The sequence below is a fragment of the Streptomyces sp. NPDC057445 genome (assembly GCF_042802855.1).
Taxonomy (GTDB): domain Bacteria; phylum Actinomycetota; class Actinomycetes; order Streptomycetales; family Streptomycetaceae; genus Streptomyces.
Window position 1 is genome coordinate 193,230 of the sequence record NZ_JBHVDH010000003.1, and the last position, 22,697, is coordinate 215,926.

A 22,697-nucleotide genomic window follows, 5' to 3' on the forward strand; every position below is an offset into this window, starting at 1 on the left:
CGCGTAAGTCTCTTCGGTGCCAATCGCGTTACCGGCTTCCTCCTGGCCGGTGCCGCTTGCGACACGAGAAACGTACGCCGGGACAGCCTCTCGACCAGAGGGCCCCTGGGCCCATTCCCGGGCCCAAAGAGAAGCTTGGGCCCACCCGGTGCAGGGCTGGGCCTCTAGGCCCACACCCGAGCATGCCTCTCTGCCTGCGTGCTGGATCCGCCGTTCGGTCATCCCTGTCCGTCCCCCCTCGGACCGTGCCCCGTGGTCGGCGCGGTGCCGAGCCAGCGGGCGATCGCCTCGCTGCGGCTACCGCTGTGCAGCTTGGTGAAGATGCGGTTGATGTGGTTCTTGACGGTCTTCTCACTGATGAAGCACGTGGCGGCGATCTGCTGATTGCTCATTCCGGATGCAATCAGTTCCATGACCTCCACCTCCCGTGAACTCAGCCCGAACTCTTCCCTGTTCGGTGGCAGACCCGGTCGCCCTGTAGTTGAAGACTGTGCCACAGGAGATTGCAAATGCGAAAGACCTCGAGGCTGATCGGCCGGTCGTCCTTGCGCTGCGGACACGCCAGGCGCGTGCCTGGGCGCCGGCACGGCACCTAGAGGCGGATAGGCCTCCTGGTGGGGCCCGGCGTACGACACGCCCGTCGTCAGCGCCGATCCGAGGCCCTCAGGCAGGGGCTGCGGGCTGGCGGCCGGCCCGGGTGGTCCCTGCCGCATGTGCTGGAGCAGGGCGTTCGCCGCCGTGGCCGTGAAGTGAGCCCGTCCGGTTCTGATGTCCTTTACGGCCTGCACCAGTTGGTCCGCGGTGAACTCCCCGTGGACAAGGTAGCCGCCGGCTCCAAGCCTCAGCGCCTCGTGCACGATTTCACTCTCACGGCTGTACGTCAGCATCATCACCGGCGCGATCTGCACCAGGTGCGGCAGCGCGGAGATGCCGTCCACGCCAGGCATGCGGACGTCCAACAGCACCACATCGGGGCGATGCTGCACCGCGGCCTCGTAGGCCGCGCGACCGTCGGCGGCTTCCGCGACGACCTCGACGTCCTGGCGGCCGGAGAGCAGCACGCCCAGGCCTGCCCGGACCACCGGATTGTCATCGGCGACGACTACGCGCAAAGGCATGGGGACAGGTGCCGGTGGGGCGGCGGGAAAGGCAGGCATCGCTCCGGATGCCGCGGCTTGCTGAGGAGCGGGGAACCCGGAGGAACTGTGCTCCGAGCTGAGCGGGGTGGCGTGCGAGGACGTGTGCTGGGAGGCGTGGTTCTGTTGCGCCCAGTGCTGACCCGACGCGCGGGAGATCTCATCTGGCATTCTGCGGCCTCCTCTCAGTGGTAGGGGGACAGTGGGGGACGCACGGCTAGGCGTGGGGCGTGCGGAGTGGGCTGGGTGCGGCGGGCGCGTGCAAGCCGACGGCCGTAAGGGCGACCATCGGGAGTTCCAGTCGGACTTCCGTGCCCTTGGCCGCCCGGCCCTTACCGATACGAATCCGGGCACCGATCGAGGCGGCTCGCTCCACCATGCCGACCAGACCGAAGTGACCCGCCCGCTTGAGTTCGTCAAGGGTGGTGCCGGCAGGCAGGCCGCGCCCGTCGTCGTACACGCTCACGCGCAGGACGTCACCGACGACGCCGGCCGACACATCGAGGTAGGAGGGTTCCCCGTGCCTGTGGGCGTTCTCCATCGCCTCGGAGGCGACGGTGAGCAGCTGGCGCGCGACTGCTTGCGGCAGCATCGGCACCGGGACGTCACTCAGTTGTCGGAACGTGGCCTTGAGCCCATGGCGTCGGGTGAAGTCCGCGACACGTGCGGTGAGTTCACCGGCCACGTCAACGCCGCCGTCAAGGCCGGACTCACGTCGAAGGTCTGAGAGCAATTCCCGCGACTCCGCGGCGGCCCGGCGGGCCGAGCGAGCGACCAACTCCGCCTGGTGCTTGACGGTGAGTGGGTCCATACGGTCCGCCGAGCTTGCGAGACCATCGGCCGCCAGTGCCAGTCCGTGCAAGGTCTTCGCAACCGAATCATGCATCTCACGGGCGAGTCGGGAACGTTCGCCCTCGATTGCCCCACTGACTGCGAGGCGGGCACGGGTCTCGGTGAGTGCTTGGCTCGCGGTGCCGAAACGAAGCAGGAGATTCCGCAAGGTGACGCCTACCGCGCCCGCGATGACACAGAATCCCGGGAGGAGTAGGCCGGTGGCATTGCTCGCCTCCAGCTTCTTATCAGCACCATAGACGAGAAAAATGATGACGGTCTGAAGAGCGGCGAAGACTGCCGCTCCACGCCAGCCGTAGACCAGCCCCGCCAGTAGCGGAGTGCAGACGCTGACGTAGGCAAGCGTCGACTCCGGAGTAGCAGTGATCAGCAGCAGAGCCCCGAACACGGCATCGACCGCCAGCAGCCAGGGGTGACGCAGGAACAGCGGGCCGAAACGCTCCCAGTCCCGGAAGAGTACGTACGACCCCATGAAGGTGATCAGGACCGCCGCGCCGACAAGCCACGTTGCCAGTCCAGGCGCCGCGCTGTCCATAGCGAACGGCGTAGCCACAGCGATCATCGCGAGCCGGAAGCCGAAGACCTGTCGGCACATGGCCTGGAGCGCATTGACCTGTATCGCAAAAGTGGGACGTGAGTTGGGATCGGCTGCGATCTGGCCGACCGCGCCCGTCAAGCCCTCGTGAGCGTCACTGAGTTGATATGACACGGAGTCGCTCACCTCCCCCTGCTCAACGCTCGCAACATCCCCGTTGTCCCCGTCATTCCGTCATCCACCCGACAGGAAGCTGAAGTCCACGTTCGCGCCGTAGATGAAACCCACTGTCAGCAGAATCAGCGTGCCGGGCAGCAGGAACGTCGTCACCGCGAAGGTCGCCTTCGGCACTGCCTTGGCTGCCTTCCGACGCGCGTTCTGCGCATCGTTACGTCGCATGTCATTGGCGATCTGGATGAGTGTGTCGACGATCGGAGCACCCAGTTCCTCACCCTGCTGGAGGGTCGTGACGAACATCGCCACCTGCTCCGAGTCGTTGCGCTTACGCAACTCCTCGAAGGCCTGACGGCGGCTCACGCCCATGTCCATCTGGCGCAGGGTGATGCGCAGTTCGTCAGCCCACGGACCCTCGTACTTGTCGGCCACCCGCTCCAGTGCCTGCCGGAAGCCGAGGCCGGCCGAGACTACGACAGCGAGGACATCGAGGAAGTCGGGCAGTGTACGTTCAATGTGGTCCTTTCGGACACGGATCGCCGACCAGATGCCTACCTCGACCCAGAAGAGCCCGAAGGCGATCAGCAGCACGGTGACGAAAATCTGACCACGGATGATCGTCGAGAAGGCGCCGAAGAAGCCCAGCGCCCCGTACACCGCACGGCGTGCGGCGTAACGATCGATGGTCAGACCGCCAGGGTTGCCGGCGAGGTCGATCTGACGGCGTTTCTTGTTGACGGCCTTGGGGCCCATCATCCTGAGCACCGTCGGAGCCCAGCGCATACCCATGCGGTCGATTCCCGATCCCACCGCGCTGGTGCGGCTGGAGCCGACCTCCAGGGCGACGGCGAGATCACCGGGCAGCTTGGCGTCGGCCCGGAACATACGGATGCCGTGGATGGCTCCGTACACGGCGAGACCGACGACGGCGGCAAGCAGCAGGTCCATGTCGTCGTTCCCCTCAGATGTCGATACGGGACAGGCGGCGGATCACTATGAACCCGATCGCGTACAGGATGAGCGCGGCGATGACCGAGGCCTGACCGATGGTCGCGCCAGTCATGCGGTCCAGCGCGCCCGGCATCACGGCGTTGAGCAGGAGCATCGCGCCGAACCCGAAGACGGGAACCGCGTAGGCCGTGACCGTTACCTGCGACAGCTGCGTCTTGACCTCGCGCCGTGTCTCCTTGCGCTCTTCGAGCGTCTCTGTGAGGTTCCGCAGAGAGCTGACGACCGTACCGCCGGCGCGGTTCGACAGGACGAGCGTGGTGACGAGGACGACCAGCTCGCGCGAAGGCAGGCGCTCCGTGAGCTCGCTCAGTGCGTCGTCGAGGGACTCTCCGATGGAGAGCCGGCGCGCCACTCGTGCCAGCTCCTCACCCGCGGGGTCCTCCAACTCCTCCGCGGCCATGGCGATGGCGGTGCGGAGGGCGAGACCGGCCTGGGTGGCGTTGGCGAGGATACGGGACAGCTCCGGCAACTGGTTGATGAAGCGCTCCGTGCGCTTGGCACGCTGCCAGTTGAGAAAGGTGTTGGTGCCCCAGAGGCCGATAAGGGCAGCGACCGGCCCGAAGAAGGCGGCCAGGATTGACGAGGCGGTCATCCAGAGGCCGGCCAGAGCGGCGATCGCGTAGACGAAGAATTCGCCCGGCGTGATCTCCAGACCCGTGGCGGCGAGCTTCAGTTCGATCTTCCGTCCCAGGTGGGTCTTACGCAGCCGACGGTCCACGCCCTGGAAGCGGCGCTGACGCCCCGCCACCGGGATCTGGCCCGTGTGCGAGAGGCGGTCGACCAGGGCTTCGCGCTCGGACTTCCCCTTGGAGTATGCCTGGAGGCCTATGACGCCGAACACGCAGCACAGCAGCGTGACGCCGATCGTGAGCAGAGCGAGATTGTTCATCCTGCGGTACCTACTTGGCCTCTCGGGTGGCGAGCTGATCGTCGGACGCGGCGACCCCGAAGGCCTGCGGAATGGGCTGGCTGGCCATGTAGAGGCGCTCTGCGAGACGGCGCGGGAGGGGGAGATACTGGAACTGGCCGTAGATCCGCCCGTCGGCGGCCATCGGCTGGGCGTTGAAGCGTGCGAGCGAGCAGATGCGGTAGGCATCCCGTCCGTGGGAGTCGAGGAACGCGATCTCGGTGACCTTTCGGGAACCGTCCGCATGCCTGGTCAGCTGGACGATGACGTCGATGGCGCTGTTGATCTGGTCGTGCAGTGCCTCGAACGGAATCTTGATCTCGGACATCGAGGCCAGCGTCTGCAGACGCATCAGCGCGTCCTCGGCGTTGTTGGCGTGGACGGTCGCAAGGGATCCGTCGTGACCGGTTGACATTGCCTGGAGCATGTCAAGCGATTCGCCGCCACGGACCTCACCGACAACGATTCTGTCGGGGCGCATACGCAGGGAGTTGCGCACCAGGTCGCGAATGGTGATCTGGCCCTTGCCTTCGACATTCGCCGGCCGTGACTCAAGGCGGATGACATGCGACTGCTGGAGCTGGAGCTCTGCGGAGTCCTCGATGGTGACGATGCGCTCGTCGTTCGGAATGAGGCCGGAAAGGGCATTGAGCAGTGTGGTCTTTCCCGTGCCTGTGGCCCCGGAGACGATGATGTTGAACTTCGCCTGCACAAGACCCGAGAGCAGGAGCAGCATCTGCTCGTCGATCGAGCCGAAACCGATCATCTCCTGGAGCGTGAATGCCCGGGGGAACCGTCGGATCGTGAGGGTGGCGCCGGTCAGCGACAGCGGCGGAATGATCACATTCACACGCTCGCCGCTGGGCAGACGCGCGTCGACCATCGGATTGGCTTCGTCCACACGGCGGTTGACCGTCGAGACGATGCGCTCGATGGTCTGCATCAACTGCTCGTGCGAACCGAAGCGCATGGGCAACTGTTCCACCTTGCCGCTGCGCTCGACGAAGATCTGGTCCGGTCCGTTCACCATGATTTCGGTGATGGAAGCGTCTTCGAGGAGCGGCTCCAGGATGCCGAGGCCGAGGGCTTCATCCACGACCCGGCGGATCAGCTGGGAGCGCTCGACCGTGGAGAGGACGGGGCCCTCACGGCTGATGATGTGGCCCAGTACGCGCTCGAGCCGTGCCCGCCGTTCGGCGGCCGCGAGCGAGGACATCTCCGCGAGGTCGATCTCCTCGAGCAGCTTGGCGCGGTACGTGGCGACCATGTGGCCGTCCTCCCGCCCCCCGCCGTTCTCCTCGGGGGCGGTGATGCGTGCCCGCAGGCTCATGTCTGCAACTCCTCGGTTGTGCTGAGTGGTTGTGCGCGTGGCGTGAGGGCCAGGTCAGTCAATAGGCATGGTGGAGCTTCGCTCGGCCCAGCCCCAGTCCTCGACTCCGGGGACGACCGAGGGAATCCTGACCTTGGCCGTGTACGTGACCTCGTCACCACCCCATGATCCGAAGAACTTCGAATCGTCGGCGAGCCAGTCACTGATGGACCGTTCACCGGCTTGCTCCGGAGTGAGCTCCGGCCGGTCGTGACTGGCCGTTCGGGCCGCGGCGCGGGCAGCTGTACCGGCCTGGTTCGCCGTATAGGCGGCCACACCCAGCTGAATCGCGAACAGCCCCACGATCAGCAGTAGCGGGATGAACCCCATGTACTCAATGGCGACCTGGCCACGGTCACGGCGTCGCATCACTGTGCACCTGCCCATGACTCAGCTCTCCTTCACCGAAGCGGCTTCGCCGGCGACGTCCATCGGGAAGTTGAGAACACCGGGCACCAGGACGGGCACCTTCAACGTGACCTTGGCCGGATAGAGGCCGGGCTGAGAAGGCGTTCCACATTCGATGTCGGCCGACTCCGCCCAGGGTTCGGGAAGGTCCTCCTTCGCGGCCTTCGTGCAGGCCGCGCGCTGTGTGGTCTCCCACCTGTCGGCGCCGGAGCCGGCTCGCGCGGCCACGTCCGCCGCATTCCCGGCCAAGCTGAACGTGTACCCGATCAGCGCACACTGCCACAGCGCGATGAGCAGCAGAATGATCAGTGGCGTGACGCCCACGAACTCGATCGCGGTCTGGCCACGATCCCTTTCAGGACCGGCGCTTCGCGCCTTCGAGCTTCTTACAGACCTTGTGAACCGTTCCCCCATGCTCACCATCGGTCAGCGAGCCCCTTCCCTCTCTCCATGCTCTCCACGCCTACGACGGCCCCCGATCGAGCCCCGGTCGTTGCGGAACTTACCGCTCTTCTCAGCGCCTTCGGGGATCTTCACAAGACCCAACTCCCCTGCCAGGCCCCACAACGCCTGCTTCACCACGCTCTTGGCCTCGAGTTCATGCATGCGGCCTGCATCGACCGCGCCCTGGAGCTCCTTGAAGTTCGCGGGGACGGCGGTCCCCGCCACGCGCGTGCCGGTGATCTTCTGGATCAGCGGCGGCTGGATCTCGGTGTTGCGGGTGTAGCGGTTGACGACGGTGACCGTCTCCTCCGCCTTGCGGATCTGGAGCCGGTCCCACATCCGTACAACCCGCTTGGCACCGCGCACCGCCACCACGTCCGGCGTCGTGACGAGCAGTGCGATGTCCGCCATCTCGATGGCCGCGGCGTTGGCGCCGTGCATCTGGCTGCCGCAGTCGATGACGACCACCTCGTACCGGGACCGCAGCGCGCTGACGATCTGGCGTGCCGCCCGGTCGCTGACCTCTTCGCCCCGCTCGCCCTCCCCGGGCGCGAGCAGCAGAGCCATGCCCGTCGTGTGGCTGAACACCGCGTCCGACAGAACCCGGGGGGATATGTCGGAGATGGCTGCCAGGTCGACGATCGAACGGCGGAACTGCACATCGAGGTACGAGGCGATGTCGCCCGCCTGCAGGTCCATGTCCACCAGCGCGACGTTGCGTCCGGACGCCTTTGCGGCCAGAGCGAGTTGGACCGCCGTGATCGTGGCTCCCACGCCACCCTTGGCGCCGGTGACCGTGACGACCGTGCCGCCGGGTCCGGTGAAGACATCACCGCTCGCGCCCAGGTGCCGGCGCACACCCACCGACCACTGGGAGGCTGCCTGGACCCGGTTGGCCAGCTCTTCGTAACTGAGGGGAAGCGCGACCAGCCCCCGGGCGCCCGAGTCCATCGCCGCCGAGAAAAGGCTCGGGCTCGCGTCGGCGGTGATGAGCACCACCCCGACGGCGGGGAAGCGCAGGGCGACCTCCCGGATCAGCTCCAGCGCCGGCACCGGACCGATCCGCTCGTGCACCAGCACGACCTCGGGCAGCTCGTCGAGCGACTCGCCCGCCAGGCGCGCGAGGGTGTCGATGAGCTGCGTCGAGTCGCCGACCGGAGCCGCTGGCTCCGCGTCGGGCAGCTGGCTCAGCAGCGTGGTGACGGACCTGGCCGCGTCGGCGTCGCCGACGGCCGGGAGGATCCTGGTGGTCATCCAATCCTCACTTGTCCCTACTTGTCCTTGTCGAGCGTGTACGTGCGGTCGCTCGGACGGATCGTGGTGTCGCTGCCCTGGCCGATCAGCGCGAGGCGTACGTGCTCCGCGAAGGACTCGGCATAGGCGATGCGCTGGGCGTCGAGCGTGTTCAGCGCGAAGGTGATCGGCACTGCCTCGGTGGCCTGGTTGGTCTTGTTGTCCCGGTCCGGCTCGAGCGCGGTGAGCTGACCCACGTCCAGGACCTTGGCGTTGGACACGATCACCTTCGACTGGGCGGGTGCGCCCTCCTGCTCGCCGGCGAACGTGGCGTAGATGTTGACCCGCGAGTCAGGTTTGATCTTGCCCGCCACGCCGGTCGCCGCATCGATCATGATGGCGATCTCCTGCTCACCGGGCTGGAGGGCGGGCCGCTTCACGATCATGTCGTTCTGGAGAAGCGAGCCCTTGTTCAGCCGGGTCACAGCGATCTTGCCGCTGATCTCGGAGATGTCGGTCACCGCGTTCTCGGAGAGCCAGCGCTTGGGCATGGAGACCTTTTCGAACTGACTCGCGCTGAGTGCCGTGTAGGGCGCCACATCGGTCTTGATCTCGTACGCCGTCACCTCGGGACCGACCTTCGAGTTCACGTCGCTGATCACCGAGAGTACGCCGGCGAAGGCGCCGAAGGCGCACAGGACCGACAACAGCAGGAGTATGACGCCGCGGCGCTGGCGGGAATTCATGGGCCGTACAACCTCGTTCGAGTACGTGGGGCAGAGCGGACAGGGCGTGTGCGGTGCGCTGAGTGTGGGGGATCAGGGCCGGGAGCTTGCGGAGGCCCCTTGGTTGAGGACACCTGTGGCATGCGTTTGGTTCTCGGGCTGGGGCAGAGGCGAGGAGCAGAAGCCGCAGCGGTCGCCGATGAGTTCCATGGAGCACCAGTGACACTTCACGCGCCTTACGGACGCGACCAGTTGGTACAGCACGGAGATGTCCGGCAGGAACGCCGCGAACTCCACGAGCTTGCCCGTACCCCACCAGCGCGCCGAGTCGGACGGCAAAGCGGCCTCCTGCAACCCCTGGACCTGCCAGGCAGGGGCGAGGGTTCCGCTCACCCAGTCGGTCTGCAGCTGGCCCTTGGCCACGAGGAGTTGCGTGCCGAACTCGGGGCCGCCCAGCACCCCGGCGGTCTGCCCGATCTTGATCAGCTGAGGATTGGGGCCCGCCAGCACAGCGAACTGTGAACCTGGAACCCAGGACTTGGCGTGCGACTTCAGGCTGACCGGCACCCGGTCGAGCTTGGTGACGGAGTTGAGGACCGCGCCCGCGTAGATGTAGTGGGTGAGGAGCCGGGACGCGGATGCGACGACACCGGCGCTGAAGTCGCAGATCGACAACTGGCGCAACTGGCGTACCAGTACGGCGGTACCAAGCGGAGGGAGGTCCGATCTGAGCAGGGCGATCCGGTCGCTCTCCAGCATGGCGCGGACGGCGAACATCCGCTGTTCCAGGGCGGGCGACACGGACGACGGGTAGACGACGACGACATAGCCATGCTGCTCGAGAAGGACATGCATCTCGGTGAGTGCGGCGTCCAGCGGCTGAGTGTCGGGGGACTGTAAGACGGCAGCAGTCGGCGTCTGTTGGTCGGTCGGTGGCAGCACCAGGTCAACACTGGTGGCCGCAATGACTGTCGGCACTCTGAGTTCCCCGTCCACTCCGGTCGCCGGTGCCCCGACGGCCGCAGATCGCCTACTGCTCAGTGCAGCTGCATCGAGCTGCATCGGCAGCCTATCCGCGTCCTACCGACCGGTGAACACCCTTTCCGTTGCATAGGGAAGCAACTCACCGACTATTCTGCATCAAATCGGGACAGAAGCACCCAACTGTCGGGGGCGTTGAGTTTTTTCGTGATCAGTCCACAAGAGAACGGACGAAACGATCGATGAATGCCTCGAAGTGAACGGGCGATCAACTTCGCTCAGTCCAAGGAGATTTCACAATCCCTCTACAGGAGCACCGTAAGCGCGATCCACAGCAGGAGCGCCAAAAAAATGCACCGACGGCGGCCAGTGCACAACCTGGCACCAGAACCGGCACCGTGTCATCACGGCTCGTGATCGTGGCAGTACGAGCCGGGTCCGCGGGGCCGTAGTGGACTGCGGTCCTGTAGCCACGCGAGTCGGCGCAGGAGATGGACGAAGAGAAAGCTGAGGCCGACCACCGGTAAGCCGATCAGGGCGGCGAACGACAGCAGCTCGGGACCGCACATGTGGACCTCTCTCGCCCGGATCCCGGTGGCTCTTGTCCGGATTCCGATGGGGCCTGGGACCAGTTGTGGGCCTCTGGACCCAGGACCTGGCCCTTCGCCCACGTCAACGTGTCGCGCTGCGAGATCGGGCATGAGGAGGAGCACCTCGGACCGGAGCCGCTCCGAGCTTCCTCCTTCTCGCTGATGCGGTCATGGGCCGCGGGGGTGGTGGTGTTCCACGGCGTGGGCTACGTGCTGAGCCTCGCTACCGAGCCGTTCGTCACCGCCGATGGGCTGGACACCATCGGCTTGCGATTCCTGCTGCGCCTGCCCGGAGTCTCGGCGTACCGGCCGTCGCCGGGCTGCACCGTGACCCGCACCGGAATTCGTCGACTCAGCACTTTCTCGCCGCACTGGTTATGCCGATCTTCGCGCTCATGCGAACCCTCCTCTCCGGATGGGAATTCTTTCGCTCGATGGCATGGGAATACTCCTCGGACGCGTGGGTGCCACCTCACAGAAGAAGGTCGACTTCGAGAGGACGGACGAGGCACGCTGCGTCGACTACGACACACGGACGAGGTCATTCAGTCGATCACTGTCGACGCAGGCTGATTTCTTCAGAGTCGACTGAGTCCCGTGCAGGGCCACGGGGGCGGCCTGAGAAGCCGAAGAGCCCGGTCCGCGTGAGGACCGGGCCTTCTTCGTATACGGCCTTCTCCCACAGGGCTTGACAAGCGGATTGGTCTGGACCAACTTGTACGCCCAGCGGTGGCCACCCGTTCCCGTACGTCCTCCTCCCCCAACTCCCCCACCGGAGGCAGCAAGTGGACCCCACCAACCGCAGGGACCGCAGTACCGCCCGCAGGCGCAGATGGCTCGGCGGAGTCCTGGCGCTCGCCGTGGGCGCCGGGATCGGGCTGGCCGGCGGGGCAGGAACCGCGCAGGCGGCGGATGTGAACGTCGCGAAGAACGCCGGGTTCGAGTCCGGGCTCGCCAACTGGACCTGTTCCGGCGGGGCCGGGGCCACGGTCTCGTCGCCCGTGCACGGCGGGGCCGCCGCGCTCAAGGCGACGCCCTCCGGGCAGGACCATGCGAAGTGCTCCCAGACCGTGGCCGTGAAGCCCAACTCGACGTACCGGCTCAGTGCATGGGTGCAGGGTTCGTACGTGTACCTCGGGGCGAGCGGCACAGGGACGACCGACGTGTCGACGTGGACGCCCGGGGCCGCCGGGTGGTCGCAGCTGACGACCGCCTTCACGACCGGTGCCGCCACCACCTCGGTGACCGTCTACACCCATGGGTGGTACGGGCAGCCCGCCTACCACGCGGACGACATCTCGGTCCTCGGCCCGGACGGGGGCGGTGGCGGTGACCCCGACCCGGTCGTGCCTCCGGCCCCGGGCGGGCTCTCCGTCGGGGCGGTCACCTCTTCGTCCGTCGCCCTGAGCTGGAACGGCTCCTCGGGTGCGACCGGCTACAACGTCTACCGCAACGGCACCAAGGTCCAGGCGGCGACCGGGACTTCGGCGACCGTGACGGGCCTTGCCGCGTCGACCTCGTACCAGTTCCAGGTGAGCGCGACCAACGCCGCCGGTGAGTCCGCGAAGTCCGTTGCGGTGACCGGGACGACGTCGGGCGGCGGGAACCCGGGGAACCCCGCCGTGCCGAAGCACGCCCTGACCGGCTACTGGCAGAACTTCAACAACGGCGCGACCGTGCAGAAACTGCGGGACGTCCAGACGCAGTACGACATCATCGCCGTCTCGTTCGCCGACTCGACGGCGACGCCCGGTGAGATCACCTTCAATCTGGACCCGGCCGTCGGCTACGGCTCTGTCGACGAGTTCAAGAGCGACATCAGCGCCAAGAAGAGCGCGGGCAAGTCGGTGATCCTCTCGGTCGGCGGTGAGCGCGGCAATGTCACGATCAACAGTGCCGCCTCCGCGACCGCCTTCGCCGACAGCGCGTACTCCCTGATGCAGCAGTACGGCTTCAGCGGCATCGACATCGACCTGGAGCACGGCATCAACTCCACGTATCTGACCCAGGCGCTCCGGCAGCTCTCCCAGAAGGCCGGCTCCGGGCTGGTGCTGACGATGGCGCCGCAGACCATCGACATGCAGTCCACCGCGAGCGAGTACTTCAGGACGGCGCTGAACGTGAAGGACATCCTGACCGTCGTCAACATGCAGTACTACAACAGCGGTTCGATGAACGGATGCGACGGCAAGGTCTACTCCCAGGGCTCGGTCGACTTCCTCACCGCGCTCGCCTGCATCCAGCTCGAGGGCGGTCTCGACCCGTCCCAGGTGGGGATCGGTGTCCCGGCTTCCACGCGGGGCGCGGGCAGCGGGTACGTCGACCCGGGGATCGTGAAGAACGCCCTCGACTGCCTCGCCCGGGGCACGAACTGCGGCTCCTTCAAGCCCTCGCGTACGTACCCGGGACTGCGCGGGGCGATGACCTGGTCGACGAACTGGGATGCGACGGCCGGAAACGCCTGGTCGAACGCGGTCGGACCGCACGTGCACGGCCTGCCGTAGCGGCGACCACGGCGGACCCGCCCCGGGGCCCCGGCCCGACCCCGTCCGCCCGCTCGCCCGCACGCGAGCGGAGGACCGGACCGCCCATCGGCCTACTGCGCCGGTGGGCGGTTCGCCAGGTAGTACTGCACCACGGGACCCAGTGCCCCGAGCCACTGCTGCAGCTGCGGCTTGCGACGGGCGGCGATGCGGCACTCGTAGAGCATTCCGCCCGGGAGGGCGACGGCCACCATGAGGACCGTCCCGAACGGGGCCGGGGCGAAGTGGACCGTACCGATCCCGGACCAGGGGAACTCCAGGGTGTGGCCCTGGACCTCCAGGGCCACACCCGTCGCGTCGACGATGACGGAGTTCTGGCGGTCGTGCGCGACGAACTCCGGGCCTCCCGGGCCTCCCGGCGCGAGCGGCTGCGGCTGGGGCGGCCCTTGGGGCATCCCGTACCCCGGCTGCGGCCCGTACCCCGGCTGCGGCGGCGCGCCGTACGGGCCCTGAGGGTGCGGCGGCCCGTACGCCGGCTGCGGCTGTCCGTACCCCTGCTGCCCCGGGGCCGGTACCGGGACGGGCGGGCCGAAGCCCGGAGGGGGTGGTGTGGGTGCGCCCTGGGAGTTCTGCTGGTCCGGGTAGCCGCCGTAGGTCATGTACGTAAGTATGACCGGCCTCGCTCGCCACCCATGCGGACAATGCGTCACTGCGCACGGGCCCGTGAGGAGTTGAGCGGTCCGAGGGCGTGACCGCCAGGGAGGGATGACCGCCAGGGGCGTGACCGCCAAGGAGGGATGATCGCCAGGAGGTGACGCGGCCAGAGCGCCGGCCACTGCGCCGAACGGGGCGTCCGGTGGCCGGAAGTCGACCGACGGCCGACCTCTCCTCCAGGGAGGTCTCCGGGAGGCGGCCCATGGCCGCGCGCCCACGGCAGGACCAGGCCGAATGTGCTGCCGGCGGTCGGCGTCGAGGCAGCGCCACCAGCGGCGACGCTCGTCGCGGCAACAACGATTATGGTCCGATATGTCCTAAACTCACCTCGCATGGCCGGAAGATCGCCCCTCCCGCGCCTCCTTCCGTGGCGCCTGCCATGGTTGCGGCCGCCTCCCCCTCGTCGTCGACCTCTGGCCGAAGCACGCTCTTGACCGGAGCATGCCATGCGCTCACCATGTGCCCGTCACACCGCGCCACCGGCACACCCGCACACGTCGCACTGAGCCACCCCCACACTCCCTACCCAGGAGACAGCATGCGACTTCGTATCCGAGGCAGCGGCAGAAGGTCCGCAGCCCTCGCGACCGTGCTCGCGATCGCCGTGGCGGTCCCGATCACGGCGACCGCCGCCCCCTCCCCCTCTCCCGACCCCTCCGCATCGGCCACCGCCGAGACCCGGGAGCAGATCCGCCAGTACGAGATCCACGGCCCGTCAACCGTCGCCGAGCGCACCGCCGTCGCCGCGACCGGCGTCTCGATCGACGAGGTCGACGAACACGCGATCGTCGTCAGCGCCAACGCCGCCCAGGCGAGGCAGCTCCGCGCTCTCGGTCATGTGCTCGAACGCCTGCCGGCACCTCCCAGCCGCAGGACGGCGGGCACCACCGCGCAGCCGTTCGACTTCCCGTCCGCTGACGCGAAGTACCACAACTACGCCGAGATGAACGCGGAGATCAACCAGCGCATCGCCGCGCACCCGGACATCATGAGCAAACGGGTGATCGGCAAGTCGTACCAGGGCCGCGACATCATCGCCATCAAGGTGAGCGACAACGTGGGCACGGACGAGAACGAGCCCGAGATCCTCTTCACCCACCACCAGCACGCCCGCGAGCACCTCACCGTCGAGATGGCGCTCTATCTGCTGCGCGAGCTCGGCGACGACTACGGAAGCGACTCCCGCGTCACCAACGCCGTCAACGGCCGCGAGATCTGGATCGTGCCGGACCTGAACCCGGACGGCGGCGAGTACGACATCGCCACCGGCTCCTACCGCAGCTGGCGCAAGAACCGGCAGCCCAACTCCGGTTCGTCGTACGTCGGCACGGACATGAACCGCAACTGGGACTTCAAGTGGGGCTGCTGCGGAGGGTCTTCGAGCTCCAAGGGCTCGGAGACCTACCGCGGGGCGTCCGCCGAGTCGGCTCCCGAGGTGAAGGTGGTCGCCGACTTCGTACGCTCCCGTGTCGTCGGCGGGAAGCAGCAGATCAAGGCAGGCATCGACTTCCACACCTACAGCGAGCTCGTCCTGTGGCCGTACGGCTACACGACGGCCAACACCGCCCCGGGCATGACCCAGGACGACCGCAACGCCTTCGCCGCCGTCGGCCAGAAGATGGCCGCCAGCAACGGCTACACGCCCGAACAGTCGAGCGACCTGTACATCACGGACGGTTCGATCGACGACTGGCTGTGGGGCAACCAGAAGATCTTCGCATACACCTTCGAGATGTACCCGACGGGCTTCGGCGGTGGCGGTTTCTACCCGCCCGACGAGGTGATCGAGCGCGAGACGAGCCGCAACCGCGACGCGGTGCTGCAGCTCCTGGAGAACGCGGACTGCATGTACCGGTCGATCGGCAAGGAGCAGCAGTACTGCGCCGCCTGACACCGACGGCGTACGGCTGACGCTCCCCCTGGCCCACGTCCCCCGTCATGACGCCGGAACCGTCGGTGCCATGACGGGGGATCCGCCGTATTCAGGACGCCGTGGGACGGGCCCGGCTATCCCAGGACCGCGAGGGCGTCGATCTCGATGAGCAGGCCGTCGGGGAGACCGACGTAGACGGTCGTGCGGGCGGCGGGGGCCTCCTTGAGGCCCTGCTCCTCGAGGTACGCGTTGTAGATCTCGTTCATCTCGGCGAAGTGGTCCGTGTCCGTGAGGTAGACGCGAACCATCATCACGTCGTCCCAGCTCGCGCCGCCCTCTTCCAGCACCGCCCTGACGTTGGCGAGAGTCCGGAGGGTCTGCTCGCGCAGGGTCGGCCCGGCCGGGACGGGGGGACGGCCCTCGACGGCCGGCAGGAAGCCGACCTGGCCGGCGACCTGGAGGATGTTGCCCTTGCGGACGCCGTGGGAGAACCTGGCGGGCGGGGCGGTGTGGGTGGCGGGGGTGATCGCCGTCTTCTCGGTCATGCGGTACGTCCTTCTGTGAGCCGGTCTTCTGTTGATCGGGGGCGGCTACGCATCCTGGGCGGACCCCGGGCGGGCTACCGATCGGGGGTGGCGCCGGAGTACTCCCGGCTGATCGCGTCGGCGGTGCGGCGCACCAGCGGGAGCAGCGCAAGGAGTTCATCGGCCGTGACCACCACGTTCGGGGCCGAGACCGACATGGCGGCGACCGCGCGGCCGTCCGCACCACGGATGGGGGCCGCGACGCAGTTGATGGACTCCTCGTGGCCACCGAGGTCTCCGGCCCAGCCCTGTTCGCGTACGGCCGCCAGCTCCTTGAGGAACGCGGTGGCGTCCGGGGTCGAACGGGCCGTGTACCTGGGGTAGTCGAGCCTCGATGCAACCGCCCTGCGCTCGGGCTCCGGCAGGTCGGCGAGCAGCAGTTTCGCCACGGCCGCCACGGTGATCGCGACGGGCTTGCCGATCCGGGAGTACATACGGACCGGGTAGCGGCTCTCGACCTTGTCGATGTAGAGGACCTCGTTCTCCTCGTGGACGGCGAGGTGGACGGTGTGGCCGCACTGTTCGTTGAGGGCGACGAGGTGGGGGTGGGCGATCTCCCGGATGTCGAGGTTCTCGACGGCCTCCTGGGCGAGGGCGAAGAGACGGGCGCCGAGGCGGTAGCGCTGGTCCTGCTGACGGTGGACGAGGCCGTGCTCGTGGAGCGTGCGGAGGAGGCGCAGGGCGGTGGACTTGTGGACGCCGAGGCTGCCGGCGACCTGTCCGAGGTCCGCGGGACCTCGCGCGAGGAGCGGCAGGATGCTCAGGGCGCGGTCGACGGTCTGGCTCATGACGTACGTACCTCCTCCGTGGCGCGCACTGCCGCGGTCCAGCCGGGACGGAGGTGAAGTGTCCCCCAGGCGTCCTCGTCCATGACGGCAAGACGGTCGGCGTGCGCGGTGGCGGGAGGGACGCCGAGGTCGCCGGGGACGGTGAGGGCGGCGGCTGCCCCGAGATGGCCGTGCCTCAGGCGCGTGCGGGCGTCCAGTCCGCGCAGCGTGGCGGACAGGAACCCGGCGGCGAACGCGTCCCCGGCACCGACCGGGGCGAGGACGTCGACGCGGGGGGCGGGTACGAACGTCACGGTCTCCGTGGTCTCCGCGGTCGCCGCGGTCGCCGCACGGTCCCGGGCACAGGGCACCGCACCGTCCCGGGCCCAGGGCACCGCACCGTCCCCGCCGCGCCCCTCCACGCCGTCCCGTACCGGGCGCCTCACGTCCTCCCGTACCGGGCGCCTCACGTCCTCCCGTACCGGCCGCCCCACGTCCTCCCGTACCGGCCGCCTCGCGCCCTCCCGGGCCCGTGCCCCCGCAGCCCGGTCGTACATCGTCGCCCCCCGTGCCCCCTGCTTCACCACCAGTACGTCCGGCTCCGGCAACGCGTCCCGGATCGCGGCGGGGCCGCGCAGTCCCCATGCCTCCTCCGCCTCGTCCTCACCGACGAACACGAGGTCCGCGCCCCGTGCGAGTTCCAGGAGGACGACGGGGTCGTGGTGCGCAAGCCCCGGGCGGTGGTTGACGTCGAAGGAGACCAGGGGTCGCCCCGGGTGGCGGCGGGTCAGGGCGCGCATCAGGGAGAGGCAGCCGGGGGACAGTGCCGCCGTGATGCCGGAGAGATGCAGGACACGCGCCCCGGCGAGGTCCTCGGCGGGGACGGTTTCCGGGGACATGGCGGAGGCGGCGGAACCGGCCCGGAAGTAGAGGACCTCGTGGGCGTCGGCGGTGCGCTCGGTGGCGGTACGGAAGTAGATACCGGTGGGGCGGGCGGGGTCGCGGCGTACGGCGGTGGTGTCGACGCCGTACGCGGCGACCGCGGCGACCAGATGGTCGCCGAAGCCGTCGGCGCCGACCCGGCTGACCCACTTCACGCGGTGTCCGGCCGCCGCCAGCGCGCACGCGACGTTCGACTCCGCGCCGCCGATGGTGCGGGCGAAGGAGGGGACGTCGGCGAGGCGTCCCGGTCGCGACGGCACGAACGTGACCATGGACTCGCCGAGGCAGACGACGTCCACGACGCCGTCCGCCTCCGCCGCTGTTCCGGTCACCTGGCGCTCCTCGCTGGTCCTGTGGCCCGTTGACCCGGCGTCGGCTCGGATGTTAGACAGCGCCGAGCGGTGCTTGCAACGACCGTTGCACCCACCGCAACACCACGAGGAGGTCTCCATGCCCGCCGACAACGCCGTCGCCGCCGAGCAGCTCACCCGGCTCGCGGACGAGCGCGTCGACCACCGCTTCAAGGGGCTTCCCCCGGACGCCGAGGGCCTGACGGTCGGCGAGCTGGCTGCCCAGCGCCGCAACCTGTTCACCGGGGGCTTCACCACCCCGGTGCTCGCCCTGTCCGCGGAGTCGCTGGAGCACAACCTCGCCCTCCTCGAGACGTACGCCGAGCGTCACGGCCTCGCCTTCGCGCCGCACGGCAAGACCTCCATGTCGCCGCAGCTGTTCGCCCGTCAGCTGGAGCGCGGCGCATGGGGCATCACCGCCGCCGTCCCCCACCAGGTCCGCGTCTACCGCGCGTACGGCATCCGGCGGATCTTCCTCGCGAACGAGCTGGTGGACGCAGCCGCCCTGCGTCTGCTCGCCGCCGAGCTGGAGAGCGACCCGGACTTCCGCTTCGTCTGCTACGTCGACTCGGTCCGCGGTGTCGAGCTGATGGACGAGGCCCTCTCCGCGGCCGGCGCCACCCGCCCCGTGGAGGTCGTCGTCGAGCTCGGTGCCGGCGAGGGTGCCCGTACCGGCGCCCGTACCGACGCCGACTGCACCGCCGTCGCCGATGCGGTCGCCGCCACCCGCACCCTGCGCCTGACCGGTGTCGCGGGCTACGAGGGCGAGGTGCCGGAAGCCACCGCCGAGCGGGTACGGGACTGGCTGCACCGTCTTGTGTCGATCGCCGCCGCCTTCGACAAGGAGGGCCGTTTCGCCGGCGCCGAGGAGATCATCGTCAGCGCGGGCGGCAGCGCCTGGTTCGACACCGTCGCCGAAGTCTTCGCGGACATCCCGGAGTTGTCGCTGCCGGTGCTGAAGCTGCTGCGTTCCGGTGCCTATGTCTCGCACGACGACGGTCACTACAAGCACCTCACCCCCTTCAACCGGGTCCCGCAGGAGGGCGCCCTGGAACCGGCGTTCCGGCTCTGGGCGCAGGTCGTCTCGCGCCCGACCCCGGAGCAGGCGTTCGGCAACGCGGGCAAGCGCGACGCCGCCTACGACCTCGACCTTCCCGAGGCCCAGGTCGTGCGGGACGCCCGCACCGGCGACGTCCGCCCGGCCACCGGAATCACGGTCACCGGCCTGTCCGACCAGCACGCCTGGATCCGCACGGAGGAAGGGGCGGATCTGGAGGTCGGCGACTGGCTCGGCATGGGCCTGTCGCATCCGTGCACGTCGTTCGACAAGTGGCAGCTGATCCCGCTGGTGGAGGCGGACGGCACGGTGTCCGACTACATCCGCACGTTCTTCTAGAAGCCTCAGAAAGCCTACGGAGGCGTCCGGAAACCTCTGAGACCGGCTGCGGGAGCCCTGGGATGGACCTCGTCATCCGCGACGCACGGGTCGTCGACGGCACCGGCGGTGCCTCCTACCGCGCGGACGTGGCCGTCGCCGACGGCCGTATCGCGGCGATCCACCGTGAAGGCAGGGGGCGTCCCTCGGGCCGGCGCGTACTGGACGCCGACGGCCTCGCCCTCTCCCCGGGCTTCATCGACATGCACGCGCACAGCGACCTCGCACTGCTCAGGGACCCAGATCACAGCGCCAAGGCCGCCCAGGGCGTGACCCTCGAAGTGCTCGGCCAGGACGGGCTGTCGTACGCGCCCGTCGACGACCGCACGCTCGACGCCGTCCGCCGGGCCGTCACCGGCTGGAACGGCGGTGGCCCAGAGGACACCTCCGTCGACTTCGACTGGCGGACGGTCGGCGAGTACCTGGACCGGCTGGACGGCAACTTCGGCGGCCGGGGCATCGCCGTCAACGCGGCGTATCTCGTCCCGCAGGGGACGGTGCGGATGTACGCGGTCGGCTGGGACGACCGGCCGGCCACACACCCTGAGACGCGGCACATGAAACAGCTCGTGGCCGAGGGCATGGAGCAGGGCGCGGTCGGTATGTCGTCCGGGCTCACCTACACCCCGGGAATGTACGCGGACGACGCCGAACTCACCGAACTGTGCCGGGTGGTCGCACGTTACGACGGCTACTACTGCCCGCACCACCGCTCCTACGGTGCTGCCGCCCTGGAGGCGTACGAGGAGATGGTGCGCCTCGCCCGTGAGGCGGGCTGTGCGCTGCATCTCGCCCACGCCACCATGAACTTCGGCGTGAACGAGGGCCGCGCGCCCGAGCTGCTCGCCCTGCTCGACGAGGCGATCGACGCGGGGGCCGACGTCTCCCTCGACACCTACCCGTACACCCCCGGAAGCACCACGCTCGCCGCGCTGCTGCCCGGCTGGGCCGGCGAGGGCGGGCCAGAGGCGGTGCTGGCGCGGCTGCACGACGACGGGACAGCGGAGAGGATCCGCCACCATCTGGAGGTCACCGGCTCCGACGGCTGCCACGGCGTGCCCGTCGACTGGGACACGATCGAGATCTCGGGCGTCGCCGACCCCGGGCTCGCGTCCTTCGTCGGCAGGACCGTCCTGCGGATCGCCGCCGAGCGCGGTGAGACGCCGTGGACCACCGCCCGCCGTCTCCTCGTCGCCGACCGGCTCTGCTCCACGATCCTCCAGCACGTCGGCCATGAGGAGAACGTCCGCGCGATCATGCGCCACCGGGCCCACACGGGCGGCTCTGACGGCATCCTCCAGGGCAGCAAGCCGCACCCGCGCGCGTACGGGACGTTCCCACGCTTTCTCGGCCACTACGCACGCGAGCTCGGCGTCCTCTCCCTCGAGGAGGCCGTCGCCCACCTCACCTCCCGCCCGGCGGCCAGGCTGCGCCTCCCCGACCGGGGGCATGTGCGCGAGGGCTACCGGGCGGATCTGGTGCTCTTCGACCCCGCGACGGTCGCGGCGGGTTCGACGTTCGAGACGCCGCGGAAGCTTCCGACGGGCATTCCGCACGTCCTGATAGACGGTCGTTTCGTGATCGAGGACGGCCGCCGCACGGACGTCCTCGCGGGTCGTTCCGTCCGCCGCAAGGGCCGGTGACCGTCGCGGCACCGCGTCCCCAAAACCCCCGAGGGCATTGTCAGTTGCCTTGTATAAGCTGTGGGACAGCCGGGGGGAACGGGGCGTACGAGGTCGTGCGCATCCACATGGACGGCGTGGACGCCTGATGCATCCGCTCCCCTCGTGACGTGAGCAACTACGGGGAAACGGGGAAGATCCATGAGACAGGGCATACGTATGCTCGCCGCGCTCGGCGCGACGGCAGCATCGCTGTTCCTCACCGCGCAGCCGGCGTCGGCCAACTCCTTCGGGCCGGGCTACGCCGACAACAAGGATCACAGCTTCTTCTACGACGACGACCTGTCGTCGGCCCAGCGCTCGGGCATGGACTGGGCGCGCACCAAGTCGCTGGCCGGTCCGACCGACATGACGACGAAGGTCGACCGGACCTACAACAACAAGGTGGATGTGTGGGCCTACGCCACCTGGAACCCGACCGGTGACCAGAAGAACGCCTACGCCTGGACCACCTGCATCAAGCGGGTCCGCAGCGGCTCGGAGGTCTGCGACCAGCACACGATCGTGTTCAACAACAGGCAGCCGCACTCGAACCTCAAGTCCCTGAGCTGCCACGAGATCGGGCACAGCGTCGGCCTCGGCCACAACAGCGGCAAGAACAGCAGCTACTCATCGGCGAATCGTTCCTGCCTGCGTGGCAACCCCGACCACACCTACTACTCGACGCACGACAAGAATCACATCAACGGCCATTACTGAGCAGGGCATACAGAACAAGAGGAGAGTGAGCAACTGATGAGCCATCGCATGCGCCTCGCACCGGCCGCCGCCGGTGCCGCCACCCTTGCCGTCCTGCTGGCCACGACGGGCTGCGGTTCCGGCCCGGAGTCCGACGACGCCCCCGCCAGGTCCGCTTCCGGCGGGTTCTGGGACACGCACGCCACTGCCGCGGCCTCCGAGGTGGACCCGCCGACGAGCATTCCGGACCTCGCGAGCCGCTCTGAGCTGGTCGTCCTCGGCACTGTCGGGGGCGCCCGTGAGGGCAAGGACTACACCGAGGCGGGCAAGCCGCCGAACCGTACGTCCAACATCGACATCCGCGTCGAGAAGTCGAGCAAGCCGGGTGTGACCGGCGCCGTCGTCGAGTTCACGCGGGCGCCGGGGACCGAGCTGAACGACATCGTCGCCGATCTGCCCAAGGGCAAGTACGTCTTCTACCTCACGTCCTGGTACCAGGGCCCGGACGGTCCGGTCTACAGCTGCGCCTCCGCGGCCAAGTGTGTCGTCAGCGCCAAGGACGGTGTTCTGCAGACCCCGCGCGATCCCGAAGCCGCGGAGGAGCTCGCGGAAGGCACACGGACCGCGACCCCGGCGAAGTCCGGGAAGAGCGCGCAGTCGAAGACCTCTCCGGCCCCGGAGCTGAACAGCGCCGAGGACGTCTTCGCCCTCAGCGCACCGGCCGTCTCCGGCTGAGTCCGGGCGGCGCCGCAGCCGCCGTGGGCGGGCAGCAGGCGCGGCCGAGGCCCTGGGCACCGACGGAAGTCGGCGCCCAGGGCCTTGCC

The 22,697-nt window shown here is 68.5% G+C and carries 20 protein-coding genes; 6 read left to right on the plus strand and 14 right to left on the minus strand.

Annotated features, from left to right (window positions below):
• Positions 1-218: 218 nt before the first annotated feature.
• The 10 genes from ACFU5O_RS08790 to ACFU5O_RS08835 all read right to left on the minus strand — a co-directional run bounded on the left by ACFU5O_RS08790 (position 219) and on the right by ACFU5O_RS08835 (position 9,772).
• A complete protein-coding gene (locus tag ACFU5O_RS08790; RefSeq protein WP_384238147.1) occupies positions 219-1,307 on the minus strand; it encodes a response regulator in 1,089 nt (362 codons plus the stop codon).
• Positions 1,308-1,353: 46 nt separating this feature from the next.
• Positions 1,354-2,697, minus strand: a complete 1,344-nt coding sequence (locus ACFU5O_RS08795; RefSeq protein ID WP_384238149.1) for a sensor histidine kinase — start codon at positions 2,695-2,697, stop codon at positions 1,354-1,356.
• A gap of 60 nt (positions 2,698-2,757) precedes the next feature.
• On the minus strand, positions 2,758-3,645 hold the full coding sequence (locus tag ACFU5O_RS08800; RefSeq protein WP_384238151.1) for a DUF5936 domain-containing protein: 888 nt from the start codon (positions 3,643-3,645) through the stop codon (positions 2,758-2,760).
• 13 nt (positions 3,646-3,658) lie between these two features.
• Complete coding sequence (locus tag ACFU5O_RS08805) at positions 3,659-4,597, minus strand: type II secretion system F family protein (RefSeq protein WP_384238153.1); 939 nt, start codon at positions 4,595-4,597, stop codon at positions 3,659-3,661.
• A gap of 10 nt (positions 4,598-4,607) precedes the next feature.
• Positions 4,608-5,945: a CpaF family protein gene (locus ACFU5O_RS08810; protein WP_384238154.1), complete on the minus strand. Its 1,338-nt coding sequence runs from the start codon at positions 5,943-5,945 to the stop codon at positions 4,608-4,610.
• A 54-nt stretch (positions 5,946-5,999) separates the two neighbouring features.
• Positions 6,000-6,371, minus strand: a complete 372-nt coding sequence (locus ACFU5O_RS08815) for a TadE/TadG family type IV pilus assembly protein (RefSeq protein ID WP_384238156.1) — start codon at positions 6,369-6,371, stop codon at positions 6,000-6,002.
• 3 nt (positions 6,372-6,374) lie between these two features.
• Positions 6,375-6,815 (minus strand): TadE/TadG family type IV pilus assembly protein, encoded by a 441-nt coding sequence (locus ACFU5O_RS08820; protein ID WP_384238158.1) that lies wholly within the window; start codon positions 6,813-6,815, stop codon positions 6,375-6,377.
• Between the two features lie 3 nt (positions 6,816-6,818).
• On the minus strand, positions 6,819-8,090 hold the full coding sequence (locus ACFU5O_RS08825; RefSeq protein ID WP_384238160.1) for a CpaE family protein: 1,272 nt from the start codon (positions 8,088-8,090) through the stop codon (positions 6,819-6,821).
• Positions 8,091-8,107: 17 nt separating this feature from the next.
• Positions 8,108-8,815, minus strand: a complete 708-nt coding sequence (gene cpaB, locus ACFU5O_RS08830) for a Flp pilus assembly protein CpaB (protein ID WP_384238162.1) — start codon at positions 8,813-8,815, stop codon at positions 8,108-8,110.
• Between the two features lie 72 nt (positions 8,816-8,887).
• Positions 8,888-9,772, minus strand: coding sequence for a hypothetical protein (locus ACFU5O_RS08835; protein ID WP_384238163.1), 885 nt, complete (start codon positions 9,770-9,772; stop codon positions 8,888-8,890).
• Positions 9,773-11,150: 1,378 nt separating this feature from the next.
• Between ACFU5O_RS08835 and ACFU5O_RS08840 the strand changes: the two genes are divergently transcribed.
• Entirely contained in the window at positions 11,151-12,869 is a 1,719-nt protein-coding gene (locus tag ACFU5O_RS08840) for a chitinase (RefSeq protein ID WP_384238165.1), read from the plus strand.
• Positions 12,870-12,961: 92 nt separating this feature from the next.
• Here the strand turns inward: ACFU5O_RS08840 and ACFU5O_RS08845 are convergent, their stop codons facing one another.
• Positions 12,962-13,507: a hypothetical protein gene (locus ACFU5O_RS08845; protein ID WP_384238167.1), complete on the minus strand. Its 546-nt coding sequence runs from the start codon at positions 13,505-13,507 to the stop codon at positions 12,962-12,964.
• Positions 13,508-14,100: 593 nt separating this feature from the next.
• Between ACFU5O_RS08845 and ACFU5O_RS08850 the strand changes: the two genes are divergently transcribed.
• Positions 14,101-15,453, plus strand: coding sequence for a M14 family metallopeptidase (locus ACFU5O_RS08850; protein WP_384238168.1), 1,353 nt, complete (start codon positions 14,101-14,103; stop codon positions 15,451-15,453).
• Positions 15,454-15,569: 116 nt separating this feature from the next.
• On the opposite strand, the gene ACFU5O_RS08855 is transcribed toward ACFU5O_RS08850, so the two are convergent.
• The 3 genes from ACFU5O_RS08855 to ACFU5O_RS08865 form a co-directional block, all read right to left on the minus strand.
• Entirely contained in the window at positions 15,570-15,980 is a 411-nt protein-coding gene (locus ACFU5O_RS08855) for a RidA family protein (RefSeq protein ID WP_384238170.1), read from the minus strand.
• A 74-nt stretch (positions 15,981-16,054) separates the two neighbouring features.
• Positions 16,055-16,807, minus strand: coding sequence for an IclR family transcriptional regulator (locus ACFU5O_RS08860; RefSeq protein ID WP_384238172.1), 753 nt, complete (start codon positions 16,805-16,807; stop codon positions 16,055-16,057).
• Complete coding sequence (locus ACFU5O_RS08865; protein ID WP_384238925.1) at positions 16,804-18,000, minus strand: sugar kinase; 1,197 nt, start codon at positions 17,998-18,000, stop codon at positions 16,804-16,806. The genes ACFU5O_RS08860 and ACFU5O_RS08865 overlap by 4 nt, the downstream gene beginning before the upstream one ends.
• Before the next feature lie 178 nt (positions 18,001-18,178).
• On the opposite strand from ACFU5O_RS08865, the gene ACFU5O_RS08870 reads away from it, so the two are divergent.
• From ACFU5O_RS08870 to ACFU5O_RS08885, 4 genes are all read left to right on the plus strand, one after another.
• Positions 18,179-19,474 carry an alanine racemase gene (locus tag ACFU5O_RS08870; RefSeq protein ID WP_384238173.1) on the plus strand — a complete coding sequence of 432 codons (1,296 nt, stop codon included), beginning with the start codon at positions 18,179-18,181 and terminating at the stop codon, positions 19,472-19,474.
• 62 nt (positions 19,475-19,536) lie between these two features.
• The gene (locus ACFU5O_RS08875; protein WP_384238175.1) at positions 19,537-21,156 is read left to right on the plus strand and encodes an amidohydrolase family protein; all 1,620 of its coding nucleotides are present in this window, start codon (positions 19,537-19,539) and stop codon (positions 21,154-21,156) included.
• A gap of 180 nt (positions 21,157-21,336) precedes the next feature.
• Positions 21,337-21,894 (plus strand): hypothetical protein, encoded by a 558-nt coding sequence (locus tag ACFU5O_RS08880; protein ID WP_384238177.1) that lies wholly within the window; start codon positions 21,337-21,339, stop codon positions 21,892-21,894.
• A gap of 36 nt (positions 21,895-21,930) precedes the next feature.
• Positions 21,931-22,608 (plus strand): hypothetical protein, encoded by a 678-nt coding sequence (locus tag ACFU5O_RS08885; protein ID WP_384238179.1) that lies wholly within the window; start codon positions 21,931-21,933, stop codon positions 22,606-22,608.
• The last annotated feature ends 89 nt before the right edge of the window (positions 22,609-22,697 follow it).